The sequence below is a fragment of the Serratia sp. CY44782 genome (genome assembly GCF_052168715.1).
Lineage (GTDB): Bacteria > Pseudomonadota > Gammaproteobacteria > Enterobacterales > Enterobacteriaceae > Serratia > Serratia nevei.
Genome location: NZ_JBJNME010000007.1, coordinates 116,844 through 142,005 on the forward strand (window position 1 = coordinate 116,844; position 25,162 = coordinate 142,005).

23 protein-coding genes are annotated in these 25,162 nt (G+C 59.3%); 10 read left to right on the top strand and 13 right to left on the bottom strand.

Annotated features, from left to right (window positions below):
* Positions 1-3: 3 nt before the first annotated feature.
* The 4 genes from aroQ to acuI form a co-directional block, all read right to left on the bottom strand.
* Complete coding sequence (gene aroQ, locus ACJ8HT_RS14760) at positions 4-456, bottom strand: type II 3-dehydroquinate dehydratase (protein ID WP_004936891.1); 453 nt, start codon at positions 454-456, stop codon at positions 4-6.
* 287 nt (positions 457-743) lie between these two features.
* Positions 744-1,343, bottom strand: a complete 600-nt coding sequence (gene msrQ, locus ACJ8HT_RS14765) for a protein-methionine-sulfoxide reductase heme-binding subunit MsrQ (protein WP_064290496.1) — start codon at positions 1,341-1,343, stop codon at positions 744-746.
* A complete protein-coding gene (gene msrP / locus ACJ8HT_RS14770; protein WP_197653054.1) occupies positions 1,344-2,345 on the bottom strand; it encodes a protein-methionine-sulfoxide reductase catalytic subunit MsrP in 1,002 nt (333 codons plus the stop codon). It lies immediately after the preceding gene.
* A gap of 156 nt (positions 2,346-2,501) precedes the next feature.
* On the bottom strand, positions 2,502-3,479 hold the full coding sequence (gene acuI / locus ACJ8HT_RS14775) for an acrylyl-CoA reductase (NADPH) (RefSeq protein ID WP_126179170.1): 978 nt from the start codon (positions 3,477-3,479) through the stop codon (positions 2,502-2,504).
* 204 nt (positions 3,480-3,683) lie between these two features.
* Between acuI and csrD the strand changes: the two genes are divergently transcribed.
* The 10 genes from csrD to ACJ8HT_RS14825 all read left to right on the top strand — a co-directional run bounded on the left by csrD (position 3,684) and on the right by ACJ8HT_RS14825 (position 17,856).
* Positions 3,684-5,618 carry an RNase E specificity factor CsrD gene (gene csrD / locus ACJ8HT_RS14780; RefSeq protein ID WP_049201458.1) on the top strand — a complete coding sequence of 645 codons (1,935 nt, stop codon included), beginning with the start codon at positions 3,684-3,686 and terminating at the stop codon, positions 5,616-5,618.
* Positions 5,619-6,031: 413 nt separating this feature from the next.
* Entirely contained in the window at positions 6,032-7,075 is a 1,044-nt protein-coding gene (gene mreB, locus ACJ8HT_RS14785) for a rod shape-determining protein MreB (RefSeq protein WP_003855260.1), read from the top strand.
* A gap of 94 nt (positions 7,076-7,169) precedes the next feature.
* The gene (mreC, locus tag ACJ8HT_RS14790; protein WP_038879731.1) at positions 7,170-8,195 is read left to right on the top strand and encodes a rod shape-determining protein MreC; all 1,026 of its coding nucleotides are present in this window, start codon (positions 7,170-7,172) and stop codon (positions 8,193-8,195) included.
* Entirely contained in the window at positions 8,192-8,680 is a 489-nt protein-coding gene (gene mreD / locus ACJ8HT_RS14795) for a rod shape-determining protein MreD (protein WP_004936918.1), read from the top strand. Before mreC ends, mreD begins: the two co-directional genes overlap by 4 nt.
* Before the next feature lie 10 nt (positions 8,681-8,690).
* Positions 8,691-9,275, top strand: coding sequence for a Maf family protein (locus ACJ8HT_RS14800; protein ID WP_004936921.1), 585 nt, complete (start codon positions 8,691-8,693; stop codon positions 9,273-9,275).
* Positions 9,276-9,313: 38 nt separating this feature from the next.
* Positions 9,314-10,783, top strand: a complete 1,470-nt coding sequence (gene rng / locus ACJ8HT_RS14805; protein WP_025304418.1) for a ribonuclease G — start codon at positions 9,314-9,316, stop codon at positions 10,781-10,783.
* An 86-nt stretch (positions 10,784-10,869) separates the two neighbouring features.
* On the top strand, positions 10,870-14,673 hold the full coding sequence (yhdP, locus tag ACJ8HT_RS14810) for an AsmA2 domain-containing protein YhdP (RefSeq protein WP_197653053.1): 3,804 nt from the start codon (positions 10,870-10,872) through the stop codon (positions 14,671-14,673).
* A complete protein-coding gene (gene nit1 / locus ACJ8HT_RS14815) occupies positions 14,670-15,530 on the top strand; it encodes a deaminated glutathione amidase (protein WP_194572963.1) in 861 nt (286 codons plus the stop codon). Before yhdP ends, nit1 begins: the two co-directional genes overlap by 4 nt.
* 7 nt (positions 15,531-15,537) lie before the next feature.
* Entirely contained in the window at positions 15,538-16,983 is a 1,446-nt protein-coding gene (gene tldD / locus ACJ8HT_RS14820; protein WP_197653052.1) for a metalloprotease TldD, read from the top strand.
* A 108-nt stretch (positions 16,984-17,091) separates the two neighbouring features.
* Positions 17,092-17,856, top strand: a complete 765-nt coding sequence (locus tag ACJ8HT_RS14825; RefSeq protein ID WP_194572964.1) for a CDP-diacylglycerol diphosphatase — start codon at positions 17,092-17,094, stop codon at positions 17,854-17,856.
* 60 nt (positions 17,857-17,916) lie between these two features.
* Here ACJ8HT_RS14825 and ACJ8HT_RS14830 read toward each other — a convergent pair whose 3' ends face one another.
* From ACJ8HT_RS14830 to ACJ8HT_RS14870, 9 genes are all read right to left on the bottom strand, one after another.
* Positions 17,917-19,599, bottom strand: coding sequence for a PglL family O-oligosaccharyltransferase (locus ACJ8HT_RS14830; protein WP_197653051.1), 1,683 nt, complete (start codon positions 19,597-19,599; stop codon positions 17,917-17,919).
* A 215-nt stretch (positions 19,600-19,814) separates the two neighbouring features.
* Positions 19,815-20,063: a hypothetical protein gene (locus ACJ8HT_RS14835; protein ID WP_195873725.1), complete on the bottom strand. Its 249-nt coding sequence runs from the start codon at positions 20,061-20,063 to the stop codon at positions 19,815-19,817.
* A gap of 266 nt (positions 20,064-20,329) precedes the next feature.
* Complete coding sequence (locus tag ACJ8HT_RS14840) at positions 20,330-20,938, bottom strand: helix-turn-helix transcriptional regulator (protein ID WP_197653050.1); 609 nt, start codon at positions 20,936-20,938, stop codon at positions 20,330-20,332.
* 98 nt (positions 20,939-21,036) lie between these two features.
* Positions 21,037-21,861: an MrpH family fimbial adhesin gene (locus tag ACJ8HT_RS14845; RefSeq protein WP_197653049.1), complete on the bottom strand. Its 825-nt coding sequence runs from the start codon at positions 21,859-21,861 to the stop codon at positions 21,037-21,039.
* 139 nt (positions 21,862-22,000) lie between these two features.
* Positions 22,001-22,522 (bottom strand): fimbrial protein, encoded by a 522-nt coding sequence (locus ACJ8HT_RS14850; protein ID WP_195873722.1) that lies wholly within the window; start codon positions 22,520-22,522, stop codon positions 22,001-22,003.
* 62 nt (positions 22,523-22,584) lie between these two features.
* On the bottom strand, positions 22,585-23,118 hold the full coding sequence (locus tag ACJ8HT_RS14855; protein WP_195873721.1) for a fimbrial protein: 534 nt from the start codon (positions 23,116-23,118) through the stop codon (positions 22,585-22,587).
* A 10-nt stretch (positions 23,119-23,128) separates the two neighbouring features.
* Entirely contained in the window at positions 23,129-23,617 is a 489-nt protein-coding gene (locus ACJ8HT_RS14860) for a fimbrial protein (protein WP_197653048.1), read from the bottom strand.
* A 94-nt stretch (positions 23,618-23,711) separates the two neighbouring features.
* Positions 23,712-24,359 carry a fimbrial protein gene (locus ACJ8HT_RS14865; protein ID WP_197653047.1) on the bottom strand — a complete coding sequence of 216 codons (648 nt, stop codon included), beginning with the start codon at positions 24,357-24,359 and terminating at the stop codon, positions 23,712-23,714.
* Positions 24,360-24,395: 36 nt separating this feature from the next.
* Positions 24,396-25,160, bottom strand: coding sequence for a fimbria/pilus periplasmic chaperone (locus ACJ8HT_RS14870; protein WP_274611581.1), 765 nt, complete (start codon positions 25,158-25,160; stop codon positions 24,396-24,398).
* Positions 25,161-25,162 lie beyond the last annotated feature (2 nt).

Sequence of the window (25,162 nt, forward strand, 5' to 3'; positions counted from 1 at the left end):
CAATTAGTGGGTTTTCGACAGACGGTTAACCGCTGCCTGTAAAGCGAAAGCGTAGCCATCCGCGCCGAGGCCGCAAATCACGCCTACCGCTACGTCTGAGAGATAAGAGTGATGGCGGAAAGGTTCGCGGGCGTGCACGTTGGACAGGTGGATCTCGATGAACGGGATCTGCACCGCCAGCAACGCATCGCGCAGCGCCACGCTGGTGTGCGTGAACGCCGCCGGGTTTATCAGAATGAAATCGGTATTGCCGCGCGCCTGATGGATGCGATCGATCAGCTGATGCTCGGCGTTGGACTGCAGATGGCTCAGGGTAATATCCAATGCGGATGCCTGGTTTTCCAATCCGTTAACAATCTCTGTCAGCGTCGTGCTGCCGTACTTCTCCGGCTCACGCGTCCCCAGCAGATTGAGATTGGGGCCGTTCAGAAGCAAAATGTGAAACTTATCCGCCATTGTGCTGGTATCTCCGGCAATAAAACCATCATCGTAGAAAATAACCCGATGTTACCGATTTGTCACCTGTTAAGGGGCAAATTCACCCTGAGAACAGAAACAAGGTCGGGCATTATAACGATATCGTAGCAATTCGCAGCTAAATACTGGTCTTATCAGCGAAGATATTCAACCCCAAATCGACGAACTCGGGGTTCCGTGACAGGAATATGAGCGCTGGAACACAGAAAAAGTTCCCGTCGGCGACGCGCGTTTTTCCGCAGCGATGGCGCGTGCCGCCGCGCGATTCAGCGCCACCAGGCGCGGAATTTCTTGTAACGCAGGCCTAACAGCGCCACCGCCACCAGCGCGTAAATGAACGGCTGGGGGGAAAACGTTTTGACCGACCACAGGTAGTGGATGGGGGCGAGGATCGCTGCCAGATAGACGAAGTTATGCAACGTTTGCCATTTGGCACCCAGTTTGCGCATCGCCCACAGCGTCGAGGTGGCCGCCAGCGCCAGCAGAATCAGCCAGGTGAGGATGCCGAGCGTCAGATAAGGCCGATTCACCAGCTCGCTGCCCAACAGGCTGAGGTTGCTCAGCCCAAGCTCCAGCGTGGAGTAGCTTATCAGGTGCAGCGTGCCCCAGGCAAAACACCACAGTCCCACCAGACGGCGGCAGCGGATCAGTAACGGCTGACGGGCATAGCGCGCCAGCGGGGCAATCATCAGCGTGGCCAGCAGCAGTTTCAGCGTCATCCTGCCGGTAAAATGCTGGATGTCCTTGGACGGATCGGCGCTGAACCAGCCTTGATCCACCGCCAGCACCAGCCAGAGAAAGGGCAAGAACGCCGCTAGATGCAGGGCGGCTTTCAGCCATTTGATATGAACAGGCGTCAGGCGCACTTAGAAATTCTCCCGCAGATCCATGCCGCGATATAACGACGCCACCTGATCGGCATAGCCGTTGAACAGCAGTGTCGGTTGGCGTTTGACGTCGAGAATGCCGCCGGAGCCGATGAAACGCTCGGTGGCCTGCGACCAGCGTGGATGATCGACGTGCGGGTTCACGTTGGCGTAAAAACCGTACTCGTTCGGCGCGGATTGGTTCCAGGTGGTCGGCGGCTGATCGCGTACCAAACGGATATGCACGATCGATTTGATGCCTTTAAAGCCGTATTTCCACGGCGTGATCAGCCGCAGCGGCGCGCCGTTTTGCGGTGGCAGGGTTTTGCCGTACACGCCGACGGTCAGCAGCGCCAGCGGATGCATCGCCTCGTCCAGCCGCAGCCCTTCGACGTAGGGATATTTCAGGCCACCGCCGATAAAGCGATCTTTCTGGCCGGGCATCTGCTCCGGATCGTACAGCGTCTGGAAGGCCACGTAGCGCGCGTTGCTGTTCGGCTCGGCCAGCTTGAGCAGCTTGCCCAGTTCGAAACCGATCCACGGTACTACCATCGACCAGGCCTCGACGCAGCGCATGCGGTAAATGCGCTGTTCCAGCGGGAAACGCTTCATCAGATCGTCGATATCCAGCGTTATCGGCTTTGCCACTTCGCCGTCGATGCGCACTTTCCAGCCTTCGGTTTTCAGCCCGCCGGCGTTGGCGGCCGGATCGGCTTTGTCGAGGCCGAATTCATAGAAGTTGTTGTAGCCGGTAACCTTGTCTTCCGGCGTCATCGCCAGCTGCGCCTGCCAGGCGGCCGGTTTGCTGAATGCCAGCGCTTTGCCCGGCGGCGCCTTGGGGCGATCGTTGCCTTTGAACCACGACAGCAGGTCCGCCCGTGCGCCGGTAGGCAGCGCCAGCGTAGCGGCGGTGATGCCGAGCGCCTGCAGCACTTTGCGCCGCTGGTTGAACACGCTCTCCGGCGTGACGTCGGCCTCGGTCAATTTCGGGTGTTTGTTCATGCTTATGTTCTCCGCGACTGATTCCCGCCGCCTGCGAGCGGCTAACGGGTCTCCATGAAATAAGCATGGCGCTAAAGCCGGCCGGAAGCGAGGGGGGGCGGGAAAATATGAAATTTCGCAGAAGCGGGCGATCCCCCCGTTGCCGGGGGGAGAAGGTCAGCGGATTTTCACCAGGGTGCGGCCGGTGATTTGGTTGTTCAGCAGCGCGGCGGCGGTGGCCGGCGCCTGCTCGAGGGCGATTTCATGCGTGGCTTGCTGATAGAAGCTGTCCGGCAGAATACCGGCCAGCCGTTCCCAGGCGGTTTGGCGACGATGCAGCGGCGTATGCACCGAATCCACGCCCTGCAGACGCACGTTGCGCAGAATGAACGGCATCACGGTGGTCGGCAGTTGATAACCGCCCGCCAGGCCGCAGGCGGCGACGGTGCCGTTATAGTTCATCTGCGCCAGCACCCGCGCCAGCAGCTTGTCGCCGACGGTGTCCACCGCGCCGGCCCACAGCTGTTTCTCCAGCGGGCGCGGCGTGTCGATATAGCCATCGCGCGACATCACCTCTTTGGCGCCGAGCGCTTTCAGGTAGTCGGTATTGCTGTCGCGGCCGCTGATGGCGGTCACCCGGTAACCCAGCGCCGCCAGCAGGGCGATGGCGGTGCTGCCCACGCCGCCGCTGGCGCCGGTGACCAGGATATCGCCGTCGTCCGGGTGCACGCCGCCTTCCTCCAACGCCATGACGCACAGCATGGCGGTAAAGCCGGCGGTGCCGATGATCATCGCCTTGCGCTCATCCAGGCCGTTCGGCAGCGGCACCAGCCATTCGCCCGAGACGCGCGCCTGCTCGGCCAGGCCGCCCCAGTGATGTTCCCCCACGCCCCAGCCGGTGAGCACCACGCTTTGCCCTTCTTTGAAGCGATCGTCGCGGCTGTGGCGCACGGTGCCGGCGAAGTCGATGCCCGGCACCATCGGGAAGTTGCGCACGATCTTGCCTTTGCCGGTGATCGCCAGCGCATCCTTATAGTTCAGGCTGGACCAGTTGATGTCGACGGTGACATCGCCTTCCGGCAACCGATCGCTGCCGATATCTTTGATTTGAGCCAGAGTTTGGTCGTCTTGTTGTTCCAATAACAGTGCACGCATGTCACTCTTCCTCTCGTTTACACTTTTCTATCAATGGCTGAATCACATTTATTTGACTATATGCATAATAAGCGGCCCAAGTCCTGATAAAGGACAAAAACGGCGCTTGCAGGTTTAATTCTTCAGCAAGGCTTGTTAGGGTTGGACGGCCCTTTTTAGCTAAAGGGTGAACACTCACTTAACCATAGCGGACAAGGCACAGGGATGCGATTTACCACCAAACTCTCTGCATTGATCACTCTGTTGGTCGCGCTGGCGATGTTTTTGATGCTGATGGGATGCTCATACAGCTTCTTTTACGTTACCCAGGATCGCCAGGAGCGTCGCTTTGATTCGCTGGTCACCTCCCTCGATCAGGCCATGTTGCGCGAGTCGCCGCGCGATCAGGAGAAATGGTTGCCGATCGTCATGCGCCCGCTCGGCATCGTGTCGATCCGCGTAGAGGCCGGCACCAGTCAACTCCTCAATTATAAATTGCCAACGCTGAAAAAAGAGCCCTGGGATGCGCTGAACGGCTATCGTCAGGTCTCGCGGCCATTGCTGCAGCATCCGGGCAGCACGCTGTACATTACCTACCTCGATCCCTTCGCCAGCGACGTGCGCACGTTGCAGTCCACCGCCGCCGTCACGCTGTCGATCGTCGTCATGGTGGTGGTTTTGCTGTTCAGCCTGCGCTGGCTGCGTGAGCAGGCCGACGGTGAAGATCGCCTGGAACGCCGCGCGCGGCGCATTCTGAACGGCGAACGTGAAAACGTTATGCAGGGCGACGTGCGTGAGTGGCCGGCCAACGTCAGCGGCGCGCTCGACCGCCTGCTGGCCGATCTGGCGGAAGCGCGGGAAGAGCGCAGCCGGGTCGATACGCTGATCCGCGCCTTCGCCGCGCAGGACGCCAAAACCGGGCTGAACAATCGCCTGTTCTTCGATAATCAATTGACCACTCAGCTGGAAGACGAAGGCTCGCACGGCATCGTGATGATGGTGCGGTTGCCCGATTTTGAGACCTTGCGCGACACGCACGGCAGCGTGGCGGTGCAGGAGCTGATGTATTCGCTGGTCAATCTGCTGTCTACCTTCGTGATGCGTTACCCGTCGGCGCTGCTGGCGCGCTATTTCCACAGCGATTTTACCGTGCTATTGCCGCATCGAACCCTGAAGGAGGCCGACGGTATCGCGTCGCAGCTGGTCAACGCCATCGATGCCTTGCCTTCCACGGCGCTGATCGATCGTGAGGCTTTCCTGCACATCGGCATCGTGGCGTACCGCAGCGGCCAAACCACCGAGCAGGTGATTGATTACGCGGAGCAGGCGACGCGCCACGCTACGCTGCAGGGCGAGAACGGTTGGTATGTGTACGACAGTCAGGTGCCGGAAAGGGGGCGCGGCAGCGTCAAGTGGCGCACGCTCCTGGAACAGGTGCTGGCGCGCGGCGGCCCGCGGCTGTATCAGAAACCGGCGGTGACCGTAGCAGGCGAGGTACACCATCGCGAGATTATGAGCCGGATTTATGATGGCACTCAGGAATTGCTGCCGTCGGAGTATATGCCGCTGGTGCAGCAGCTGGGGTTGGCGGAAAGTTACGACCGCCAACAGGTGAGCCGCATCATCCCCTTGCTGGCGCAATGGCCTGAGGAAACGCTGGCGTTCCCGCTCTGTGTGGACTCGATTTTGCAGCGTTCTTTCCAGCGTTGGCTGCGCGATACGCTGTTGCAGTGCGAAAAAAGTCAGCGTAGGCGAATTCTGATTGAACTTGCGGAGGCAGATGTGTGTCAACATATCGACCGTTTGCGTCCGGTGCTGAGGTTGTTGTCAGGGCTGGGCTGCCGCCTTGCGGTGTCCAAAGCGGGTTTAACCGTGGTCAGTACATCCTATATCAAGTCGTTGCAGGTGGAGATCGTCAAGCTCCACCCGGGATTGGTGCGGAGTATCGATAAGCGGGACGAGAATCAGCTGTTCGTGCAGAGCCTCACCGGCGCCTGCGCAGGCACGCATGCGCAGGTGTTCGCTGCCAGCGTACGCACGCGCAATGAGTGGCAGACGCTGAAAGAGCGTGGCATTCACGGTGGGCAGGGCGACTTTTTCGCGGCGCCGGAACCGATCGACGTGGGGCGTAAAAAATATTCACGTCGTTATCGCGTTTAAGCTGATTGCCGGACAATAATTGACGTAGAATGAGCGCCGGATCCATCTGGGCCATGTCACCCGTCATTTTGGAGTTTTCTCCAATCTGCCTGCGACAACGACGCCTATTTGAGATAGGCTCTTGTCAGCTTTTATCTGGTTGACGTTGGTAGGTGCTTACCATCGGCGGCAATCAGGGAATATGTTAGATTTTATGAGCTGTGTTACGCCGTTTCGTGCGTTGACAGGGTGGTAAACTGAGCCTTTGTTCAGGGAATTCAGGCCTCATCCAATTTCCGTGCATTCGAGCAGAAACAATACAGACTATTTTTCACCGAAGTAGAACGTTTTTGCGCCTTGTCGCTGCTTCGTGTGGTTGGTAAAGTAGGCGGATTTTATTTTCCGCCCCCAGCTTGCAGGATTATCCTTTCGTTATGTTTAAGAAATTTCGTGGCATGTTTTCCAACGACTTGTCCATCGACTTGGGTACCGCCAATACCCTGATTTATGTTAAAGGGCAAGGCATCGTACTGAATGAACCTTCGGTGGTTGCCATTCGCCAGGATCGTGCCGGCTCCCCAAAGAGCGTAGCGGCCGTCGGTCATGACGCCAAACAGATGCTGGGCCGCACCCCCGGCAACATCGCGGCTATTCGCCCGATGAAAGACGGCGTGATCGCCGACTTCTTCGTGACCGAAAAAATGCTGCAGCACTTTATCAAACAGGTTCACAGCAACAGCTTTATGCGCCCAAGCCCGCGCGTGCTGGTCTGTGTGCCGGTCGGCGCAACCCAGGTTGAACGCCGCGCTATCCGCGAGTCCGCCCAAGGGGCCGGCGCGCGTGAAGTGTTCCTGATTGAAGAGCCGATGGCGGCAGCGATCGGCGCAGGTCTGCCGGTCTCCGAAGCGACCGGTTCCATGGTGGTGGATATCGGTGGCGGTACCACTGAAGTGGCGGTGATCTCTCTGAACGGCGTGGTGTACTCCTCTTCCGTGCGCATCGGTGGTGACCGTTTCGATGAAGCCATCATCAATTATGTGCGCCGCAACTACGGCTCGCTGATCGGCGAAGCGACCGCCGAGCGCATCAAGCACGAAATCGGTTCTGCCTATCCGGGCGACGAAGTGCGTGAAATCGAAGTCCGTGGCCGTAACCTGGCCGAGGGCGTACCGCGCGGCTTTACCCTGAACTCCAATGAAATCCTCGAAGCCCTGCAAGAGCCGCTGACCGGCATCGTCAGCGCGGTGATGGTTGCGCTGGAGCAGTGCCCGCCAGAATTGGCCTCCGACATTTCCGAACGTGGCATGGTCTTGACCGGCGGCGGCGCGCTGCTGCGCAACCTCGATCGCCTGCTGATGGAAGAAACCGGCATTCCGGTCGTGGTGGCGGAAGATCCGTTGACCTGCGTAGCGCGCGGCGGCGGCAAGGCGTTGGAAATGATCGACATGCACGGCGGCGATTTGTTCAGCGAAGAATAGTCAGCCCCTGGAAGGAGGAATCGTATCGGATGAATGCGCACAGCGAAAATCGGGTACGGTTCCTCTTTCTGTTGTCGAGGAACTCGCATAATTTATGAAGCCGATTTTTAGCAGGGGGCCTTCCCTGCAACTGCGACTTTTTTTGGCGGTGATCGCGGCCATTGGCCTGATCGTTGCCGACAGCCGGCTCGGCACGTTCGTGAAGATACGCAACTACATGGACACCGCAGTCAGCCCTTTCTATTTTCTGGCCAACGGGCCGCGTAAAGTTTTGGACAGCGTGTCAGAAACGCTGGCCACCCGCCAACAGCTGGAGCTGGAAAACCGAGCTCTGCGGCAGGAACTGCTGCTGAAAAACAGCGATATTCTTCTTCTTGGCCAATTCAAGCAGGAAAACGCCCGCTTGCGCGAGCTACTGGGTTCTCCGCTGCGCCAGGACGAACACAAGATGGTGACCCAGGTGATCTCCACCGGTTCCGATCCGTACAGCGATCAGGTGGTGATCGACAAAGGGTCGGACAACGGCGTCTATGAAGGCCAGCCGGTGATCAGCGACAAAGGCGTGGTCGGTCAGGTGGTGGCGGTGGCGAAAGTCACCAGCCGCGTGCTGCTGATCTGCGATGCCTCGCACGCGCTGCCGATCCAGGTGCTGCGCAACGATATTCGGGTGATCGCCGCAGGCAGCGGCTGCGCCGACGATCTGCAGCTGGAGCACCTGCCGAACAATACCGATATCCGCGTTGGCGACGTGCTGGTGACCTCCGGCCTCGGCGGCCGCTTCCCGGAAGGCTATCCGGTGGCGGTGGTCTCCTCGGTCAAGGTCGACAACCAGCGCGCTTACACCGTGATTCAGGCGCGGCCGACCGCCGGTCTGCAGCGCTTGCGCTACCTGCTGCTGCTGTGGGGCGCCGATCGCAACGGCGATATGCCGCTGCCGCCGGACGAAGTGCACCGCGTGGCCAATGAACGCCTGATGCAGATGATGCCGCAGGTGCTGCCGCCTGCCGGTTCGGTCGGGCCTCAGCTGCCGGCTCCGGCTACCGGCGTGGCGCCGCAAACCGCCGCTCCGGCGTCTGCCCAGTCTCAAGCTCAGCCTGCCGCGGCGGGAGTGGTGCAATGAACAGCTACCGCAGCCATGGGCGCTGGATAATCTGGCTGTCGTTCCTGGTGGCATTGGTGCTGCAAATCATGCCGTGGCCGGAGCAAATCTACATGTTCCGACCTTCCTGGCTGGTGTTGATCCTGATCTACTGGGTGATGGCCTTGCCGCACCGGGTCAACGTCGGCACCGGCTTCGTGCTGGGGCTGATCATGGATCTGATCCTCGGCTCCACGCTGGGCGTGCGCGCGCTGGCGCTGGGCATCATCGCCTACCTGGTGGCGTTCAAATTCCAACTGTTCCGCAATATGGCGCTGTGGCAACAGGCGCTGATCGTCGTGCTGCTGTCGCTGTCGATGGACGTGGTGGTGTTCTGGGCTGAGTTTTTAGTGATCAACGTCTCTTTCCGCCCAGAGGTGTTCTGGAGTAGTGTGGTAAACGGCATTTTGTGGCCGTGGTTGTTCCTGTTGATGCGCAAAATCCGCCGTCAGTTCGCCGTACAGTAAGGGTATCTCAATGACTTCGCTTTATCTGGCCTCCGGCTCCCCACGTCGACGTGAACTGCTGACCCTGTTGGGCGTGTCGTTCGACATTCTGCTGACGCATACCGAAGAGCAGCGCCGGGAAGGCGAAGCCGCCGAAGCCTATGTGCGCCGCCTGGCGCAGGACAAGGCCAAAGCGGGTGTAGCGTTGGCGCAGGAAGATCGGCCGGTGCTGGGCGCCGACACCATCGTGGTGCTCAACGGCCGGGTGCTGGAGAAGCCGCGCGACGAAGCCCATGCGGCGGATATGCTGGCGGCTTTGTCGGGCAAACAGCATCAGGTGATGACGGCGGTGGCGATCGCCGATCGCCACGACGTGCGCTGCCAGCTGGTGGTGACCGACGTGACGTTCCGCAGCCTGTCACAACAGGATATCCGCGACTATATTGCTACGGGCGAACCGATGGATAAGGCGGGCGCCTATGGAATTCAAGGAAAGGGTGGTTGTTTCGTCAGAACGATAACCGGGAGTTATCACGCGGTGGTCGGTCTGCCGCTGGTCGAAACACATGAGCTGCTCAGTAATTTTGTCGCATTACGTGATGTAAGAACCGGTTGATGGGCGCTGCCATTATCGACCGGCTCTGAGGAGAAGGCATGACAGCTGAGCTACTGGTTAATATCACACCGTCTGAAACGCGGGTCGCCTATATCGATGGCGGCATTCTGCAAGAGATTCATATCGAACGCGAATCCAAACGCGGCATCGTCGGCAATATCTATAAAGGGCGCGTCAGCCGCGTCCTGCCGGGCATGCAGGCGGCGTTCGTCGACATCGGCCTGGACAAGGCCGCCTTCCTGCACGCCTCCGACATCATGCCGCATACCGAATGCGTCGCCGGCGACGAGCGGAAAAACTTCCACGTGCGCGACATCGCCGAGCTGGTGCGCCAGGGGCAAGACCTGATGGTGCAGGTGGTGAAAGATCCGCTCGGCACCAAGGGCGCGCGCCTGACCACTGACATCACGCTGCCATCGCGCTATCTGGTCTTCATGCCGGGCGCGGCGCACGTCGGCGTTTCACAGCGTATCGACAGCGAAGCCGAGCGCGAGCGCCTGAAATCCATCGTTGCGCCGCACTGCGACGAGCTGGGCGGTTTTATCATCCGCACCGCGGCGGAAGGCATCGGCGAGGAAGAGCTGGCGCAGGACGCCGCGTTCCTTAAACGCCTGTGGACCAAGGTAATGGAGCGCAAGAAGCGCAACCAGACCAAATACAAGCTGTACGGCGAGCTGGCGTTGGCGCAGCGCATCTTGCGCGATTTCGCCGGCGCGGCGCTGGATCGCATCCGCGTTGATTCGCGGCTGACGCACGATTTGCTGGTGGAGTTTACCGGCGAGTACATCCCGGACATTACCAACAAGCTCGAACTCTATACCGGCAGCCAGCCGATTTTCGATCTGTACGATGTGGAAAACGAGATCCAGCGCGCGTTGGAACGCAAGGTGGAGCTGAAGTCCGGCGGCTATCTGATCATCGATCAGACCGAGGCGATGACCACGGTCGACATCAACACCGGCGCCTTCGTCGGCCACCGCAACCTCGACGAAACCATCTTCAATACCAACATCGAGGCGACGCAGGCCATCGCGCGCCAGCTACGGCTGCGTAATCTGGGCGGCATCATCATCATCGACTTTATCGATATGAACAACGAAGAGCATCGTCGCCGGGTGCTGCACTCGCTGGAGCAGGCGTTGAGTAAAGATCGGGTAAAAACCACGATCAACGGCTTCTCTCAGCTAGGCTTAGTTGAAATGACGCGTAAACGAACGCGTGAAAGCATTGAACATGTGCTCTGTCACGATTGTCCTACTTGCAATGGGCGCGGCACCGTGAAAACGGTGGAAACCGTGTGCTACGAGATCCTGCGCGAGATTGTGCGCGTGCACCATGCTTACGATTCCGATCGCTTCCTGGTGTACGCTTCGGCGGCGGTCGGCGAAGCGCTGAAGAGCGAAGAGTCGCATGCGCTGGCCGAAGTGGAGATCTTCGTCGGCAAACAGGTGAAGGTGCAGATCGAACCGTTGTACAGCCAGGAGCAGTTCGACGTCGTCATGATGTAGCCCGCCCGACATCGTAAGGGCCCGCATGCCGGGCCCGTCAGTGCATAGATATTCCCGTTGCCAGGCAGCGGAGCAAGGAGAACTGCGTGAGGCGACTGCCTGGGATTCTGTTAGCAACAGGCGCCACCCTAATCGTGATTGTGGCGCTGCTGATCAGCGGGCTGCGCCTGATGCTGCCGAAGCTGAACGACTACCGTCCCCAACTGCTGGCGCAGGTGGAGAAGCTGTCCGGCGTGCCCGTGCAGATGGATTTCCTGCAGGGCAGTTGGGAAACGTTCGGCCCACAGCTTGAAGTGCGTAACCTGAGCGTTACGCTGCCCAAAAGCGATGTGCATATCGAACGCGTGACGCTGGCGCTAGACGTGTGGCAATCGCTGCTGCACTGGCGCTGGCAGTTCCGCGATCTGACCTTCTATCAATTCCGCCTTGATCTGAACGCCACGCTGGGCGGTGACCGGCAGGGCGAAGGCCTTGAACCGGGTAAAATCAGCGATCTGATGCTGCGCCAGCTCGACCACTTCGATTTGCGCGACAGCCGTATCTCGTTCCTGACGCCCGCCGGCGCGCGCGCCGAATTCGACATTCCTCAGCTGACCTGGCTCAATGGGCGCGATCGTCACCGCGCCGAGGGGCAGATCAGCCTGTCGACGCTGAACGGCCAACACGGCGTGGTGCAGCTGCGCATGGACCTGCGCGACAATCAGGGCCTGTTGGACACCGGCACGGTCTACCTGCAGGCCGATAACATCGACATGAAACCCTGGTTTACCCGCTGGCTGCGCACCAACACCGGGCTGGAAAGCGCCGACTTCAGCCTGGCGGCCTGGCTGCAGGTGCAGAACGGCGAGATTGCCGGCGGCCACGCGTTGCTCAAGCAGGGGGCGGCCAACTGGGATACCGGCGCCGCGCAGCACCGGCTGGACGTGGACAATCTGGCGCTGTCGCTGCGCCGCCAGGGCACCGGTTGGCAGCTCGACGTGCCGCAGCTGCGGTTGAGCACCGACGGCCAGGCCTGGCCGCAGGGCACGCTTTCCGTCCTGTGGCTGCCGGAAAACACCGAGTTCATGGGGCCGGCGCAGAATGAAGAGCTGCGGGTGCGCGCGACTAACCTTCAGCTGGAGCGCCTGTCGGCGCTGCTGCCGACCTTCTCGTTCCTCAGCCCGGACGTGCTCGATCGCTGGAACGACCTGCAGCCACAGGGGACGATGGAGGCCCTGGCGCTGGACATTCCGTTGAACCAGCCGGAAAAGAGCCGTTTTCAGGCGCTGTGGCACGACGTCAGCTGGCAACGTTGGGAGCTGTTACCGGGCGTCAACCATTTCTCCGGGGCGCTGAGCGGCGGGGTGGAGAACGGCCGCCTGACGCTGGGGCTGGCAGGCAGCACCCTGCCTTACGGCGATATGTTCCGCGCGCCGCTTGAAGTCAGCAGCGCGCGTGGCGCGCTGACCTGGCGTTACAACGATCAAGGTTGGGAGCTGGCGAGCCAGGGGTTGGATGTCAAGGCGAAGTCGCTGTGGGTCAACGGCGATTTTCGTTATCAGCAGCCGGCCAAGGGCGAACCGTGGCTGAACATTCTGGCGGGCATCCGCCTGTATGACGGCGCCGACGCCTGGCGCTATTTCCCGGAACCGCTGATGGGCAAGCATCTGGTGGACTATCTGAGCAGCGCCATTCAGGGCGGCCAGGTGGATAACGCCACGCTGATTTATTCCGGCGATCCGCAGCACTTCCCGTACCGTAAAAACGAAGGGCAGTTCGAAGTCTTCGTGCCGCTGCGTCACGCCACCTTCCAGTTCCAACCGGGCTGGCCGGCGCTGACCGATTTGGCGATCGATCTCGATTTCGCCAACGAGGGGCTGTGGATGCATGCGCCGCAAACCCGGTTGGGCAAGGTGGCGGGCAAAAATATCAGCGCGGTGATCCCGGATTACCTGAAAGAGCGGCTGCTGATCGACGCCGAGGTGGCGGGCGCGGGCAGCGACGTGCACGACTACTTCATGCAGACGCCGCTGCACGATTCGCTGGGGGCGGCGCTGGATCAGCTGCAGATTGGCGGTGATGTCAGTGGGCGCTTACATCTCGATATTCCCCTGGACGGCGAGCAGGTCAGAGCCACCGGTGAAGTGGCGCTGAACAACAACTCGTTGCTGATCAAGCCGCTGGACAGCGAACTGCAAAAGCTCAGCGGCAAGTTCCGCTTCGACAACGGTAACCTGCAGAGCGACCCGCTGTCGGCCACCTGGTTCGGGCAGCCGGTGGCGGTCAACTTCTCCACGCAGGAAGGCGCTCGCGACTACAAGATTGACGTCGGCCTGAAGGGCGATTGGCAGCCGGGCAAGTTCCCCGGCCTGCCGAAAGAGGCCGCCGATGCGCTCAGCGGCAGCGCGCCCTGGCAGAGCCAGGTGGCCATCACGCTGCCGCATCAGGGCTCGGCCAGCTACGATATCGGCATCGACGCGGATTTGAAAAAAGTGAGCAGTCACTTACCTTCACCACTGGACAAAACGCCGGGCGAGGCGTTGCCGGTGAACGTTAAGGTCAAAGGTGGCCTGAACGGCTTCATGTTGACCGGCAGCGCGGGCAAGCAAAACCGCTTCAACAGCGAATGGCGCTTCGACAAAAAACAGGTGAATCTGGCGCGCGCCGCCTGGCAAACCAACGGTGGCGGCACGCCGCCGCTGCCGGCCGGCAAGTCGATGACGCTGAACCTGCCGGCGCTGGACGGCGAGCAGTGGCTGGCGCTGCTGGCGCCGGCGCTGAAACAGGGCGGCGGCAGCGGTCAGGTGGGCGGTTTCAGCTTCCCCACCACCGTGGCGCTGACTACGCCGCAGCTGCTGTTGGGCGGCCAGGCCTGGCATAAGCTGACGCTGTCGGCCGAAAAACAGCTGGGTGCCACCGTGGTGAGCGCCAAGAGCGATGAAGTGGACGGCAGCCTGCGGGTGGCCGATCGCGGGCCGTGGCGCGCCGATATCAACTACCTGTATTACAACCCGCAGTTCGCTGAGACGAAAAACGCGGCGGGCACGCCGACACCGCCGACCGAGAAAGTCTCCTTCCGCGACTGGCCTTCGCTGATGCTGCGCTGCAAGTCGTGCTGGGTGCTGGGGCAGAACTTCGGCAAGGTCGAGGCGGATCTGAGCAATCGGGGGGATACCCTGACGCTGGATCACGGCCTGGTCGACACCGGCAAAGGGCGCGTGAGCGCCACCGGCCTGTGGAAGCAAAATGCGCAGGAAGAGCGCAGCTCGCTGAAAGGCAAGCTGCTCGGCGGCAAAATCGATGAAACTGCGGCCTTCTTCGGCATCACTATCCCGCTGAAAGGCGCGCCTTACGACGTGGACTTCGATCTGTACTGGCACGGCGCACCGTGGCAGCCGCAGGTCAATACGCTGAGCGGCGCGCTGCAGGTCAAGATGGGCAAGGGCGAGATCGACAGCATGGGCGGCGGCCGCGCCGGTCAGTTGCTGCGATTGGTCAGCTTCGACGCCCTGCTGCGCAAGCTGCAGTTCGATTTCAGCGATACCTTCGGCAAAGGCTTCTACTTTGACTCCATCCGCAGCACTGCCTGGCTGAAAGATGGCATAATGCATACTGATAATCTATTGATCGACGGCTTGGCGGCGGATATCGCCATGAGTGGCCAGATCGATCTGGCGCGCCGCCGTATTGATATGGAGGCGGTTGTGGCGCCGGCGATTTCGGCGACCGTCGGCGTGGCCACGGCGTTTGTCGTCAACCCGATCGTCGGCGCGGCGGTATTTGCCGCCTCGCAGGTGCTGGGGCCGCTGTGGAGCAAGATTTCGCTGATTCGCTACCATATCGGCGGCGATCTCGACCAGCCGAAGATCAATGAGGTACTTCGTAAGGCAAAGGAGGATAAGGCGTCATGAGGAATGCTAACGTTGCGTTGTTGCAGTTGTGCAGTGGCGATCAGGTGCGCGATAACCTGGCCCAGATTGAACAGCAGATCAAACAGCTCAATGCCGGGGTAAAACTGGTCATGACGCCGGAGAACGCGCTGCTGTTCGCCAACTCTGCGGCCTACCGCCAACAGGCGGAAAAACAGGGCGACGGTCCGCTGCAAAACGCGGTGCGCGAGCTTGCGCGCCGCTATGGCGTGTGGTTGCTGGTGGGCTCGATGCCCTTGATCAGCCGCGAAAACCCGGAGCTTATCACCACCAGCAGCCTGTTGTTCGACGAGCAGGGCGAAATCCGCGCCCGCTACGACAAGCTGCACATGTTCGATGTGGACATCAACGATGCGCACGGCCACTACCGCGAGTCGGATACCTACCAGCACGGGCAGCACCTGACGGTAGTGGATACGCCGGTCGGGCGTTTGGGTATGACCATATGCTACGATCTGCGCTTCCCCGCGCTATTCCAGGCACTGCGGGCGCAGGGCGCCGAGCTGATTTCGGTGCCGGCGGCCTTTACCCGGGTCACCGGTGAGGCGCATTGGGAAATTCTGCTGCGTGCCCGGGCGATCGAAAACCAGTGCATGATCCTGGCGCCGGCACAGGTGGGGCGCCACGGGCCGACCCGCCGCACCTGGGGCCACACGCTGGCTGTCGACGGCTGGGGCAAGGTGCTGGCCGAGAACGCGGACGCCGTGGCGGCGCTGAAGGTGCGCGTGGACACCGCAAGCCTGCAGCCCTTGCGGCAACAGATGCCGGTATTGCAGCACAACCGATTCCAGACGTCGCTGACGGCGCCGTCTGACAAGTTATCCTCCAATCAAGAGTGAAACCATTATGAGCCTGACGTTTGTCAGTGAGCAGTTACTCGCTACCAACAAGCTGAGTCATCAAGACCTGTACAAGGTATTGGGTCAACTGGCAGAACGCCGTATCGATTACGCCGATCTCTATTTCCAGTCCAGCTATCACGAAGCCTGGGTGATCGAGGACGGCATCATCAAGGATGGCTCTTACAATATCGACCAGGGCGTCGGCGTGCGCGCCGTCAGCGGCGAGAAGACCGGCTTCGCCTATGCCGATCAGATCACCCTGAATGCGCTGCAGCAGAGCGCCCAGGCGGCGCGCAGCATCGTGCGTGAGCAGGGCGACGGGCGGGCGCACACCCTGGGCGAGATCGGCTATCGGGCGCTGTACCCGCTGCTCGATCCGCTGCAAAGCCTGCCACGCGAAGAGAAAATTGCCCTGCTGCACCGCGTCGACAAGGTGGCGCGCGCCGCCGATGCTCGGGTGCAGGAAGTGAACGCCAGCATCACCGGCGTTTACGAGCAGGTGTTGGTGGCTGCCACCGACGGCACGCTGGCGGCGGACGTTCGCCCGCTGGTACGCCTCTCCGTCAGCGTGCTGGTGGAGCAGGATGGCAAGCGTGAGCGCGGCTCCAGCGGCGGCGGCGGCCGTTTCGGCTATGACTACTTCCTGGAAACCGTCGACGATGACGTGCGCGCCGATGCTTACGCCAAAGAAGCGGTGCGCATGGCGCTGGTCAACCTTGGCGCGGTGGCTGCGCCGGCCGGCAATATGCCGGTGGTGCTGGGGGCCGGCTGGCCGGGTGTCCTGCTGCACGAGGCGGTGGGCCACGGCCTGGAAGGCGACTTCAATCGGCGTGGCACCTCGGTGTTCAGCGGCCATATGGGCGAGCTGGTGGCTTCCGAGCTGTGCACCGTGGTGGATGACGGCACCCTGCAAGGGCGGCGCGGTTCGCTGGCGATCGATGACGAAGGCGTACCGGGCCAGTACAACGTGCTGATCGAAAACGGCGTGCTGAAAGGCTACATGCAGGACAAGCTCAACGCGCGGTTGATGGGCGTCGCGCCGACCGGCAACGGCCGCCGCGAGTCCTACGCGCATCTGCCGATGCCGCGCATGACCAACACCTATATGCTGGCGGGCCAATCGACACCGGAAGAGATCATCGCCAGCGTCGAATACGGCCTGTACGCGCCGAACTTTGGCGGCGGCCAGGTGGACATCACCTCTGGCAAGTTCGTGTTCTCCACCACCGAAGCTTACCTGATCGAAAAGGGCCGCATCACCAAGCCGGTGAAAGGGGCGACGCTGATCGGCTCCGGCATCGAGGCGATGCAGCAGATCTCGATGGTTGGCAACGATCTGGCGCTCGATAAAGGCGTGGGCGTGTGTGGCAAGGAAGGCCAGAGCGTGCCGGTGGGCGTCGGCCAACCGACGCTGAAACTGGATACGCTGACCGTCGGCGGCACGGCGTAATCTTTCCTCAAGGGGCCATGCACTGGCCCCTTGTTCATTCCCCCATTTTGAGTTTTTTCTCGCCCACGCAAAGAGTGCTGTGCGGCGATGATTCCGAGAAAGATGACGATGGCGTGCTTTGGTGTGTCTGCCCAGCGTTGGCTGCTGTTGCTGGGCGCTCTTTCCCTGACGGGCTGCGCCCGTTCCGATGCGCTGTGGGGCGTGGTCGATAAGCTCTGCATGGCCAACTATCAGCAAAAGCGCGATCCAGCCCCGTGTGAGCAGATTTATATGCCGCAGGGGAAAGCGCAGGGCTTTAGCGTGCTGCAAAACCCGCGTTATCCCTACCACTTCATTCTGGTGCCGACGGCGCCACTCTCCGGTATTGAAAGCCCGCAGTTGCTGGCCAGGGAGCGGACGGACTATTTTGGCTATGCGTGGCTGATGCGTTACCGGCTGGCCGCCGAGTATGGCGGGCCGGTGCCGGACGACAGGTTGGGCATGGCAATTAACTCCGCTTATGGCCGCAGCCAGAACCAATTGCACATTCACCTGACCTGTCTGCGCGAAGATGTACGGCGCCAATTGCAGGCGGAACGCCCCTACATACAGGAGCAATGGCGACCTTTGCCGGATAAACTGTTGCGTCACACCTACTATGCCCGCCGCGTGATGCAACCGACCGCGATGGGCATCTACCCGATTAAGGATCTTGCGGATTATTTTCAACTGTCGCCGCAGCAGCTGGCGGAATATGGCGTTGCCGTCGTCCCGACCACGTTTGCTGGCCAACGGGGTTTTATCTTGCTGGCTTCGAAGCGCGGGTGGGACGTTGGCAACCGCGCCTCGGTAGAGTCGCTGCTGGATAAAGAATGCGCGATTTTGCCTCGTTAATCTCTAGGCGGTAAGCCCTGCAGGTGAGAGCGGCGAGGCATCGCCCCACCTGCATGGGCCCTATCTGAACCGTGCATCCCGCGCAAACAGGAAAGCGGCCTCCCGCAGGCGAGCGTCGGCTTCCACCTGAGCGCCCTGGTAACGCAAAATCATGATCAGCGTAGCGTAGACGTTGGCGTCGATGCGGCGCTGCAGATAGGCATTGGCCCACTGCCGATAACCGATCAACAGGGCATCATCACGCGTTTGGTTATAGACCAGCAGCGCGTGAGATTGTTCGTCGAAGGTTTTGCGCTCCCGATAGATCCAGGCGGCCGGCGGCGGCATCTGCTCGATGCTGTCGATGGTAGCCAGCATGGTGCGCTCCGATTGGGTGAGCGCCATGCGCCCTTGCCAGGCGAAGACCGCCATCACCAGCACGCCGACCGCCGCCATCGCCACCGGCAGGCTCAGGGCTTTGGCGAACGGCAGCGGGCGGGGCTCGCTGGTTTGGCCGTCCAGCAGCGCCAGCAGCAGCAGAAACGCCAGCCAATGCGGCGCAGACAGATAGAAAGGGTATTCCAGTTGGGTGTGTACCAGCATTGGCAGCAGCACCAGGAACAGGCCGACGCGGGCGCCGGCCGGCTGCTTGCGATCCCGCTGCCAGGCGCGTTTCAACAGCAACGCGCCGGCGACGAGGACGATAGCGATACCCGTCAGCGCCGGCAGGCCGCCTTCAACCCACCATAGCAGGATTTCATTGTGCGGATGCCCGGCGACTTCCAGCACTTCTCGCCAGGGCATTGTCTGCAGACGGAAGTGCGCGAAGCTGTATTCAAAGCCGCCGTAGCCCCAGCCCAGCAGCGGTTTGGCCAGGATCATACTTAGGGTATCTTGCAGCATAGTCAGACGTGAATAATTAGAACCTTCGCGTGCGATAAGACCTGAGCGGCCATCCAGGCCAAAGCCGGTGAACAGTACTATCAGGCCAAGGGCGATACCCAGCAGCAGCGCACCGCCGGCCCAGCGGCTCACGGCCGGGTGCTGGCGGGCAAAACGCCACAGCAGTAGCACTGCCGCCAAGGCGCCCCCCAACCAGGCGGCGCGCGACTGGATCAGCACCAGCAGGGCGGAGAAAGCGGCCAGCAACGCGAGCAGCGGGAGCTGCCGCCGCCACGTTGGCGCAGAGAGAGGGGCAAGCAGTAGCCAGAGCGCCAAAGCCAGACCGGTGGCGATAAAGCTGCCCAGCACGTTCGGTTGCTGGAAGACGCCGTAAACGCGGCTGCCATTGGGGGCCACCCAGGCCAAAGTTGGGGCGAACAGCTGCAGAGCTGCCAATAGCGCCTGAACGCCGACGGCGAACAGCAGGCCGTACAGCAACAGCTCGCGCTGCCGGGGAGTTAGGCGCAGCTGCAGGCAGGCAATATAGAACAGCCAACCGCCGAACAAACCGGCGCAGCGCCACAGGGCATCTTCGCGCCATTCGGGGCGGGTATACAGCAGCGGCAGCGCCAGCACGGCGATGCCGAGCAATAACAGGCGTGCGGTAGGAGTCAGCGAAAGACGGGCGCGGCCGAGGCAAACGGTGAAGGTTACTATCAGCGTGGTGAGCGCCATGGCGCCCCAAGCCAGAATATTTTGCGGTAGCGCCAGGCCGCCGCCGCCCATGTTGGGGTGATAAAACGGCAGGATCGCCGCCATCCAGGTTAGCAGCAGGGGCAGCACGGCGATAGCCGGCGCCGGAAAGGCAGATTTCTCGGTCATGCGAAAACCCGCCGTTTGAACCGGGTGTTAATTGCGAACATATATTGATTTTTCCCTATCGATATTCCGTGTTGTCAAAATTTGCCGTTCGGGATTTTCGCAAATCGCTCAGGTTCTGTCCATGAAGCCGGAAAAAGCAACGTTTCGACTATGCTCTGTTCCCATAAAAAATACGCCTGGTGGGGCGTATTGCATTAAAAATAAAATAATAGCAATTAACGGCACTGAGGCAGCACTTTTTTGAAGAACGGATTGGCGCACAACGTTGAATTTGCGCCGTCGCCAACGATAACGCCGGCGGCGTTGCCCTGGCCGTCGGTTGTGCCGGTTTGGGTAATTTTACCTGAACTGTCGACGGTGTGGCTGCCGGGAGCGACGGATTCGCCGTTAATCGTTACGGCCGCCTGTGATAATGCGGAGAGGAAAAACAGCGATCCGGCGATGAGCAGGTGAGTCTTTTTCATTTTAAGTCCTTTTTATTGATGAGAGATGATGATTATCGCAGCGACAATTTATCGCTTTCCTCAGTGAGTAACAATGCAGTCACCTTTCATCTTTGACATGAAAGTATATATTTAGTGAATGTGTTAATTGTAATTAATGGAATCGCGTTTTTATCGTCGAGTTTTGCATCGTATTAATTCGCCGATGTTAACTCTCAGTGCTCGTTAACTGTGCCTGGCGTAGTGGGTATTATTATCAACAATAAGATTAATGCTGGCATTCGCTGCTATTCAAGCTGAAATGCGCCATGAGTCCGGTTTTTTAGCACCCAATAGATAAAGTCCTGTTTTCGTCTCAGATCCATCTTTTTCATCATCGCCTGCTTATGGGCATGCACGGTTTTCACGCTGATATGCATATATTCGGCGGTTTTGCTTTGGCTTGCTCCGGTGCACAGATAGGAAAGCACTTCCCTTTCCCGCCGCGTCAACCGCTTGCCGGAACACGTTTTGCACTGCTCACGCCTGCCGGTGAAAGGCTTATCCACCACGTTTTCCAGCAGTTGAACAATGGCATCGCCGGGCTCCCGACGGTATAAGGTGCCACATTCCAGTGCGCATTTCGGAAGATTATCCAGGCTGTGATGTTGCCGCTCCCTGATGGTAAAAAACCGGGTGTCATGATGGACGGCGTGCGGCAACGTATGGCAGTAACAGGTTCGTTTGGCCAGCGGCGCCGAGATAAAGGCGAAATCTATCCGAGCCCCATAGTCGTCCTGGCGGATAAATTTTATTTTCCTTTCTTGCTGGCGGAAATAGTCCATCAGCGCGAATTTAATACCATTGGCAAAAAAAACGTTGTTGTCTTGAATGAAAATGTTGATTTCTTCTTTCATATTATTCACCTCATTTTTGCGAGTGGCCCTCATATTTTTTGATGCACCTGATGATTTTTATCCGGGGGTATTGACCTAATGTTATTTTTAATACGTCTCTAGTAATACTCCATAACGGCAACGCCACTGCCGGAGAAGGCGCCAGTTGCGGGCTGCCCGACGCTGCGTAGTGTCGAGCTTATCTCAAACGTATGAGAGCCTATGGCATTGGAAATGCTAATGCCCGTCTCACCATCAACACCGTTTATCTTTAATTTAGAAAACAGGCTGCCATCCGGGCGCAGTTTGACTTCGTTGCTTTTTGTCATGGCTTCAAATAACTTGATGCGTATATTGGACGGTTTATATTCACAGTCTATCGTTATCGTTGCCGCAGCTTTGTTACCATCAATCGCATCGCGATAAACAATATTATGCGGCAATGTGATATAACTGGTTTTAAAATTACAAACCCCGCTGTCTACTGGGGGAAGCTGTACGCAGCTGTTTCCCTCGATAGGAACCTTATTCACCATGAGTCTGGCACATAGCCCAGGCTCCCATAGATTGCGTCGATAGACCACAAAAACATTCTGAGTGTTTATATTCAGATTGTTAGCGGCAAGCTCACCAAACGTTTTGAAACCTGAGTTGGCGACGACAACAAATCCCTGGTTTTCTAAAGTTTCTATTGTCTCTCCTCTTGAAGTGGAAATAATTAATCTGAAGTCACAGAATAATTCTGGGTTGCCGGTAGGCCGTGGTCCGCATGGAAATAAGCGAGGGTCCTTGGGATCCCAATAACCCAAAGTGAAACTTTGACGTATTGTCTCGTTATTAACGTTGTATAGAGGAGGGGAAGGGTACATGCTATAGTTAGCGAAAGCGTTATTGCTAATGCCAATGCATAAATAAAGTATTGTTGATAGGATTCCAGCTTTCATTTTTTCTCCGAATGTTTTTTATGGTTGAATTAGGAAATTGTCTGACCATCTATACTCAACCCAATGTTCTTTTCTCTTAACAATGTTGGTGAAGATAGCTACCAGAACCCCGAATAATGAAAGGTAATTTTTATTGTTATTACGGGAAGCTCAGTACCATAGTTGCACCGACATCAAACCTACCTCCTTCCAGTACTGTATTCGCTGCTTTAACCGGCAACGCGACCAGCTTGGGGGAGTTCGGATAGGTAAATTCATACTCGGTGTTGTTTACCTCTATCACCTTGTTATCTATGCGTATCGCAATGCCTAAATTATCTTGTCCGGCAGCTAACAAACGTGGATCAAAGGGGGCTGGCGGACCCAAAATTTTCATTCTTGCCTTGATATTCCGGTCGCATTGCAGCGTATAGACAATGGTTTTTACGTTCTGCTGCCCAGTGGCGGCGTCTTCATCGATCCGGGTGGTGACAAGGCTGTCACCAAAGTCTACGTTGATCATTTGATCAGCATTAATCACACAAGGGGGAGCCGTGATAGTCCCAGAGATATATACTGCAATGTCTGCCCGAGCGAAAAAACAGCAAGTCAGAAGTGCCGTGAACAACGCGGGATGTATTTTTCTCCGGCGGTTGGCTGGGTTATAGCTAAATGAGCGCATGGCGTTCTCCTTATTTTTATCGCCAGAAGTTGAAAATAGCCTGCAGTGCGATAAATAGGGGCTTATTCATATCGCAGGCTGAAGGTGGCGACGGCATGGAACTCACCCAGTTGGATGTTTTTATTGGCAATGGCATTGGGTTCTGCCTGAATATAAGCCTTTAACGCCATCATATTGTCACCGTCGCTCAGCGCCTCTTGCGCACTCCAGGCGTCGAGCGGCAGCGCGTGCCCCGAAGCGGTTTCGAATCCTATCGCCACCCCTTGCGCCCCACTGCCGCCGGCTAGGGCCAGCAATCCCGGGAGTGCAGGATTTTCTGCCCCGCTAAAGCTGATTTGCACCGTGTTACCCAGGCTGATATCGCAATCCATCAGGCGCAGGGTGAAAGATTTGCTGTTGGTGCGCTGGTGCTGATACAGGTATTTATCCACCACGCTGCCGAAATCCAGCTCGATATTCTCGTCACCGGCTTCGAGCGAGCAGGGTTCAGTCACCAACGCGCCATGCAGCTTAAAATTCTCCGCCGCAGTGGCGCCGTAAGAGGCCACCAGCAGGGTGATGAGCAAACCGCCCAGCGAAATCATATTGTTGCCCATACCATTTCTCCTACTGATAGTCCGCCAGCAGCGTTGCCAAAGCGACGAATGCCCCGGTATTGAGTTCCACGCCGGGTTTTTTCACCGGTACGGCCTGCAGCACCGGCAGGTTTTCGGCATCAATGGCAATGCGTTGATTCAGCTTGAACGACTGCCCGTCACGCAGTATCCGGATCCCCAGATCGGTGATATCCGTTTTCAACGCCGCATCGTCAAAACCCGCAGGCGTGCCGATGACCGTCAGCCCCAATACCAGCCCGCTGATGCCATCCTCACACTTAATCTCGTATTTCACTTCCTGCAGGTAGTTTTTGCCGTCCACCTTCTTCACCCCGACGCGCTGGCCAAAATCCACATCCACCATCTGCCCGTTGTTGATGGTGCAGGGCGGTGGGGCGATCAGGGTGCCGGAGAAGCGCATGTTCTCGGCGGCTGTTGCCTGTGCAATCATGCCGCCGATGAACGGCAGGAGTAATAATGCCAACCGCGACCGCTTCATGTTTTCTTCCTTACGGCGTTTGTTATGCCGATTAACGCTCCATCGATGTAGTCGCCCGGCAAAGCGCACCGTTTCTTTCTGGCGGGGGCCCCGCTCAGTCATAGCTCAACCGAAAATCGACCGTGGCGCGATAGGCGCCGGGGGTGAGCAGCGCCGCCGTTCTTTCCGCCGCTACCGTATAGTTCAGGCTGTTTTGCCCCGGCGTCAGCAGCAGCGGCCGCCCGCGGCTGCCCAGGCGCACGTCCTGCCCGGCGGCGTCCAACAGGCGCAGCCCCAGGCCACCGGCGCCGTTGACCCGCACCAATTGCGGGTTATCCGCATCCGCCGGCGCGCTGAAGCTCACTGCAACCGCCGGCTGCTGTGGGGCCCAGGCCAGTGCGCCGGTACGGTAATCCCGCCCGCCCACCGGGCTGCGCAGGCAATCCTGCAGCTGCAGCCGGAATGTCACCGGTGTGCCGCGATCGCCCATTTGCTGCAACCGCCCGGTGGCGACGTCGCCCAGCCGGATTTCCTGCCGCGCACTGGCCATTTCCAGCCGGCAGGCGCTTTCGGTCAGCGCGCCGCGCACGTACAACACGCCGCTGCTGCCGTCGGCATAGTGGCCATCCGGCGTCTGGCCTCGCGCTTCGGGCAGCAGCCACAGTGCGGTAACGGTGCTGAGGGGGATCATCACAACCAGCGCCGCCAGCGTCAGGTAGTACTGCCAGTCGAGGCAACCCAGTTTGTTGTTTGTGTCTTGCATCGCCTTGTCTCCTGGCATCGGTTGCAATCGTTCGGATCAGGACTTGCTCTTTTCCGGCGCGACCCGGCAGGCGCTGCCGCTGCAGTTAAAAGTCAGCTGTGGCCGGCCGCCGTAGTCGTTGATATAGGTCAGCACCGGGCTGGCGCCGAGTGCAGCCGCATTGACGCCGAGCGCCGCAGAACCTTTTGGCGGCACCATCAGCGGCGCAAAGTCTTTCACGCCCGGAACGCCTTTTTTACTGCCCGCATCCACCAGCGTGACGTAGTACGGCGTCGGGTTGTTTACCTGATACTTGTCGCCCTGCTTGCTCAGCGTCAGCTGCTCCTGCCACGGCACGGCCATCTGCGCCTGGGTCGGCATGATCCCCGCCGGGCGGTAAAACAGCTTGATGCGCGTCTGCAGCGCGATCTGCAGGGTGTTCGGTTTGTCGCTGCGCGGCGGGATTTCGCGCAGGTTGAAGTAGTACAGCGTCTCGCGGTCCTGCGGCAGTTGCTTCGCGGCCGGCAGCGCCTGGATCTTCACCTGGCTCGGCTTGCCCGGCTCTACCCGTTGCACTGGCGGCAACACCACCAGTGGGCTCTGGATTTTGTTGCCCTGTTCATCTTCCAACCAGCCCTGCGCCAGGTATGGCAGCTGTTTGTTCTGGTTGCTGATGTTCAGGCTCACCGAGTTTTGCCCGCCGTCGAACACCACGCGGGTGCGATCCAGCGCAATCGCGGCCTGCGCTTGGGGCGTCAATAGGGCGCCCAGCACAGAGAGCAGGGCCAGGTTGCAGGGGGGCATTACCGATTTCATCTTCATAA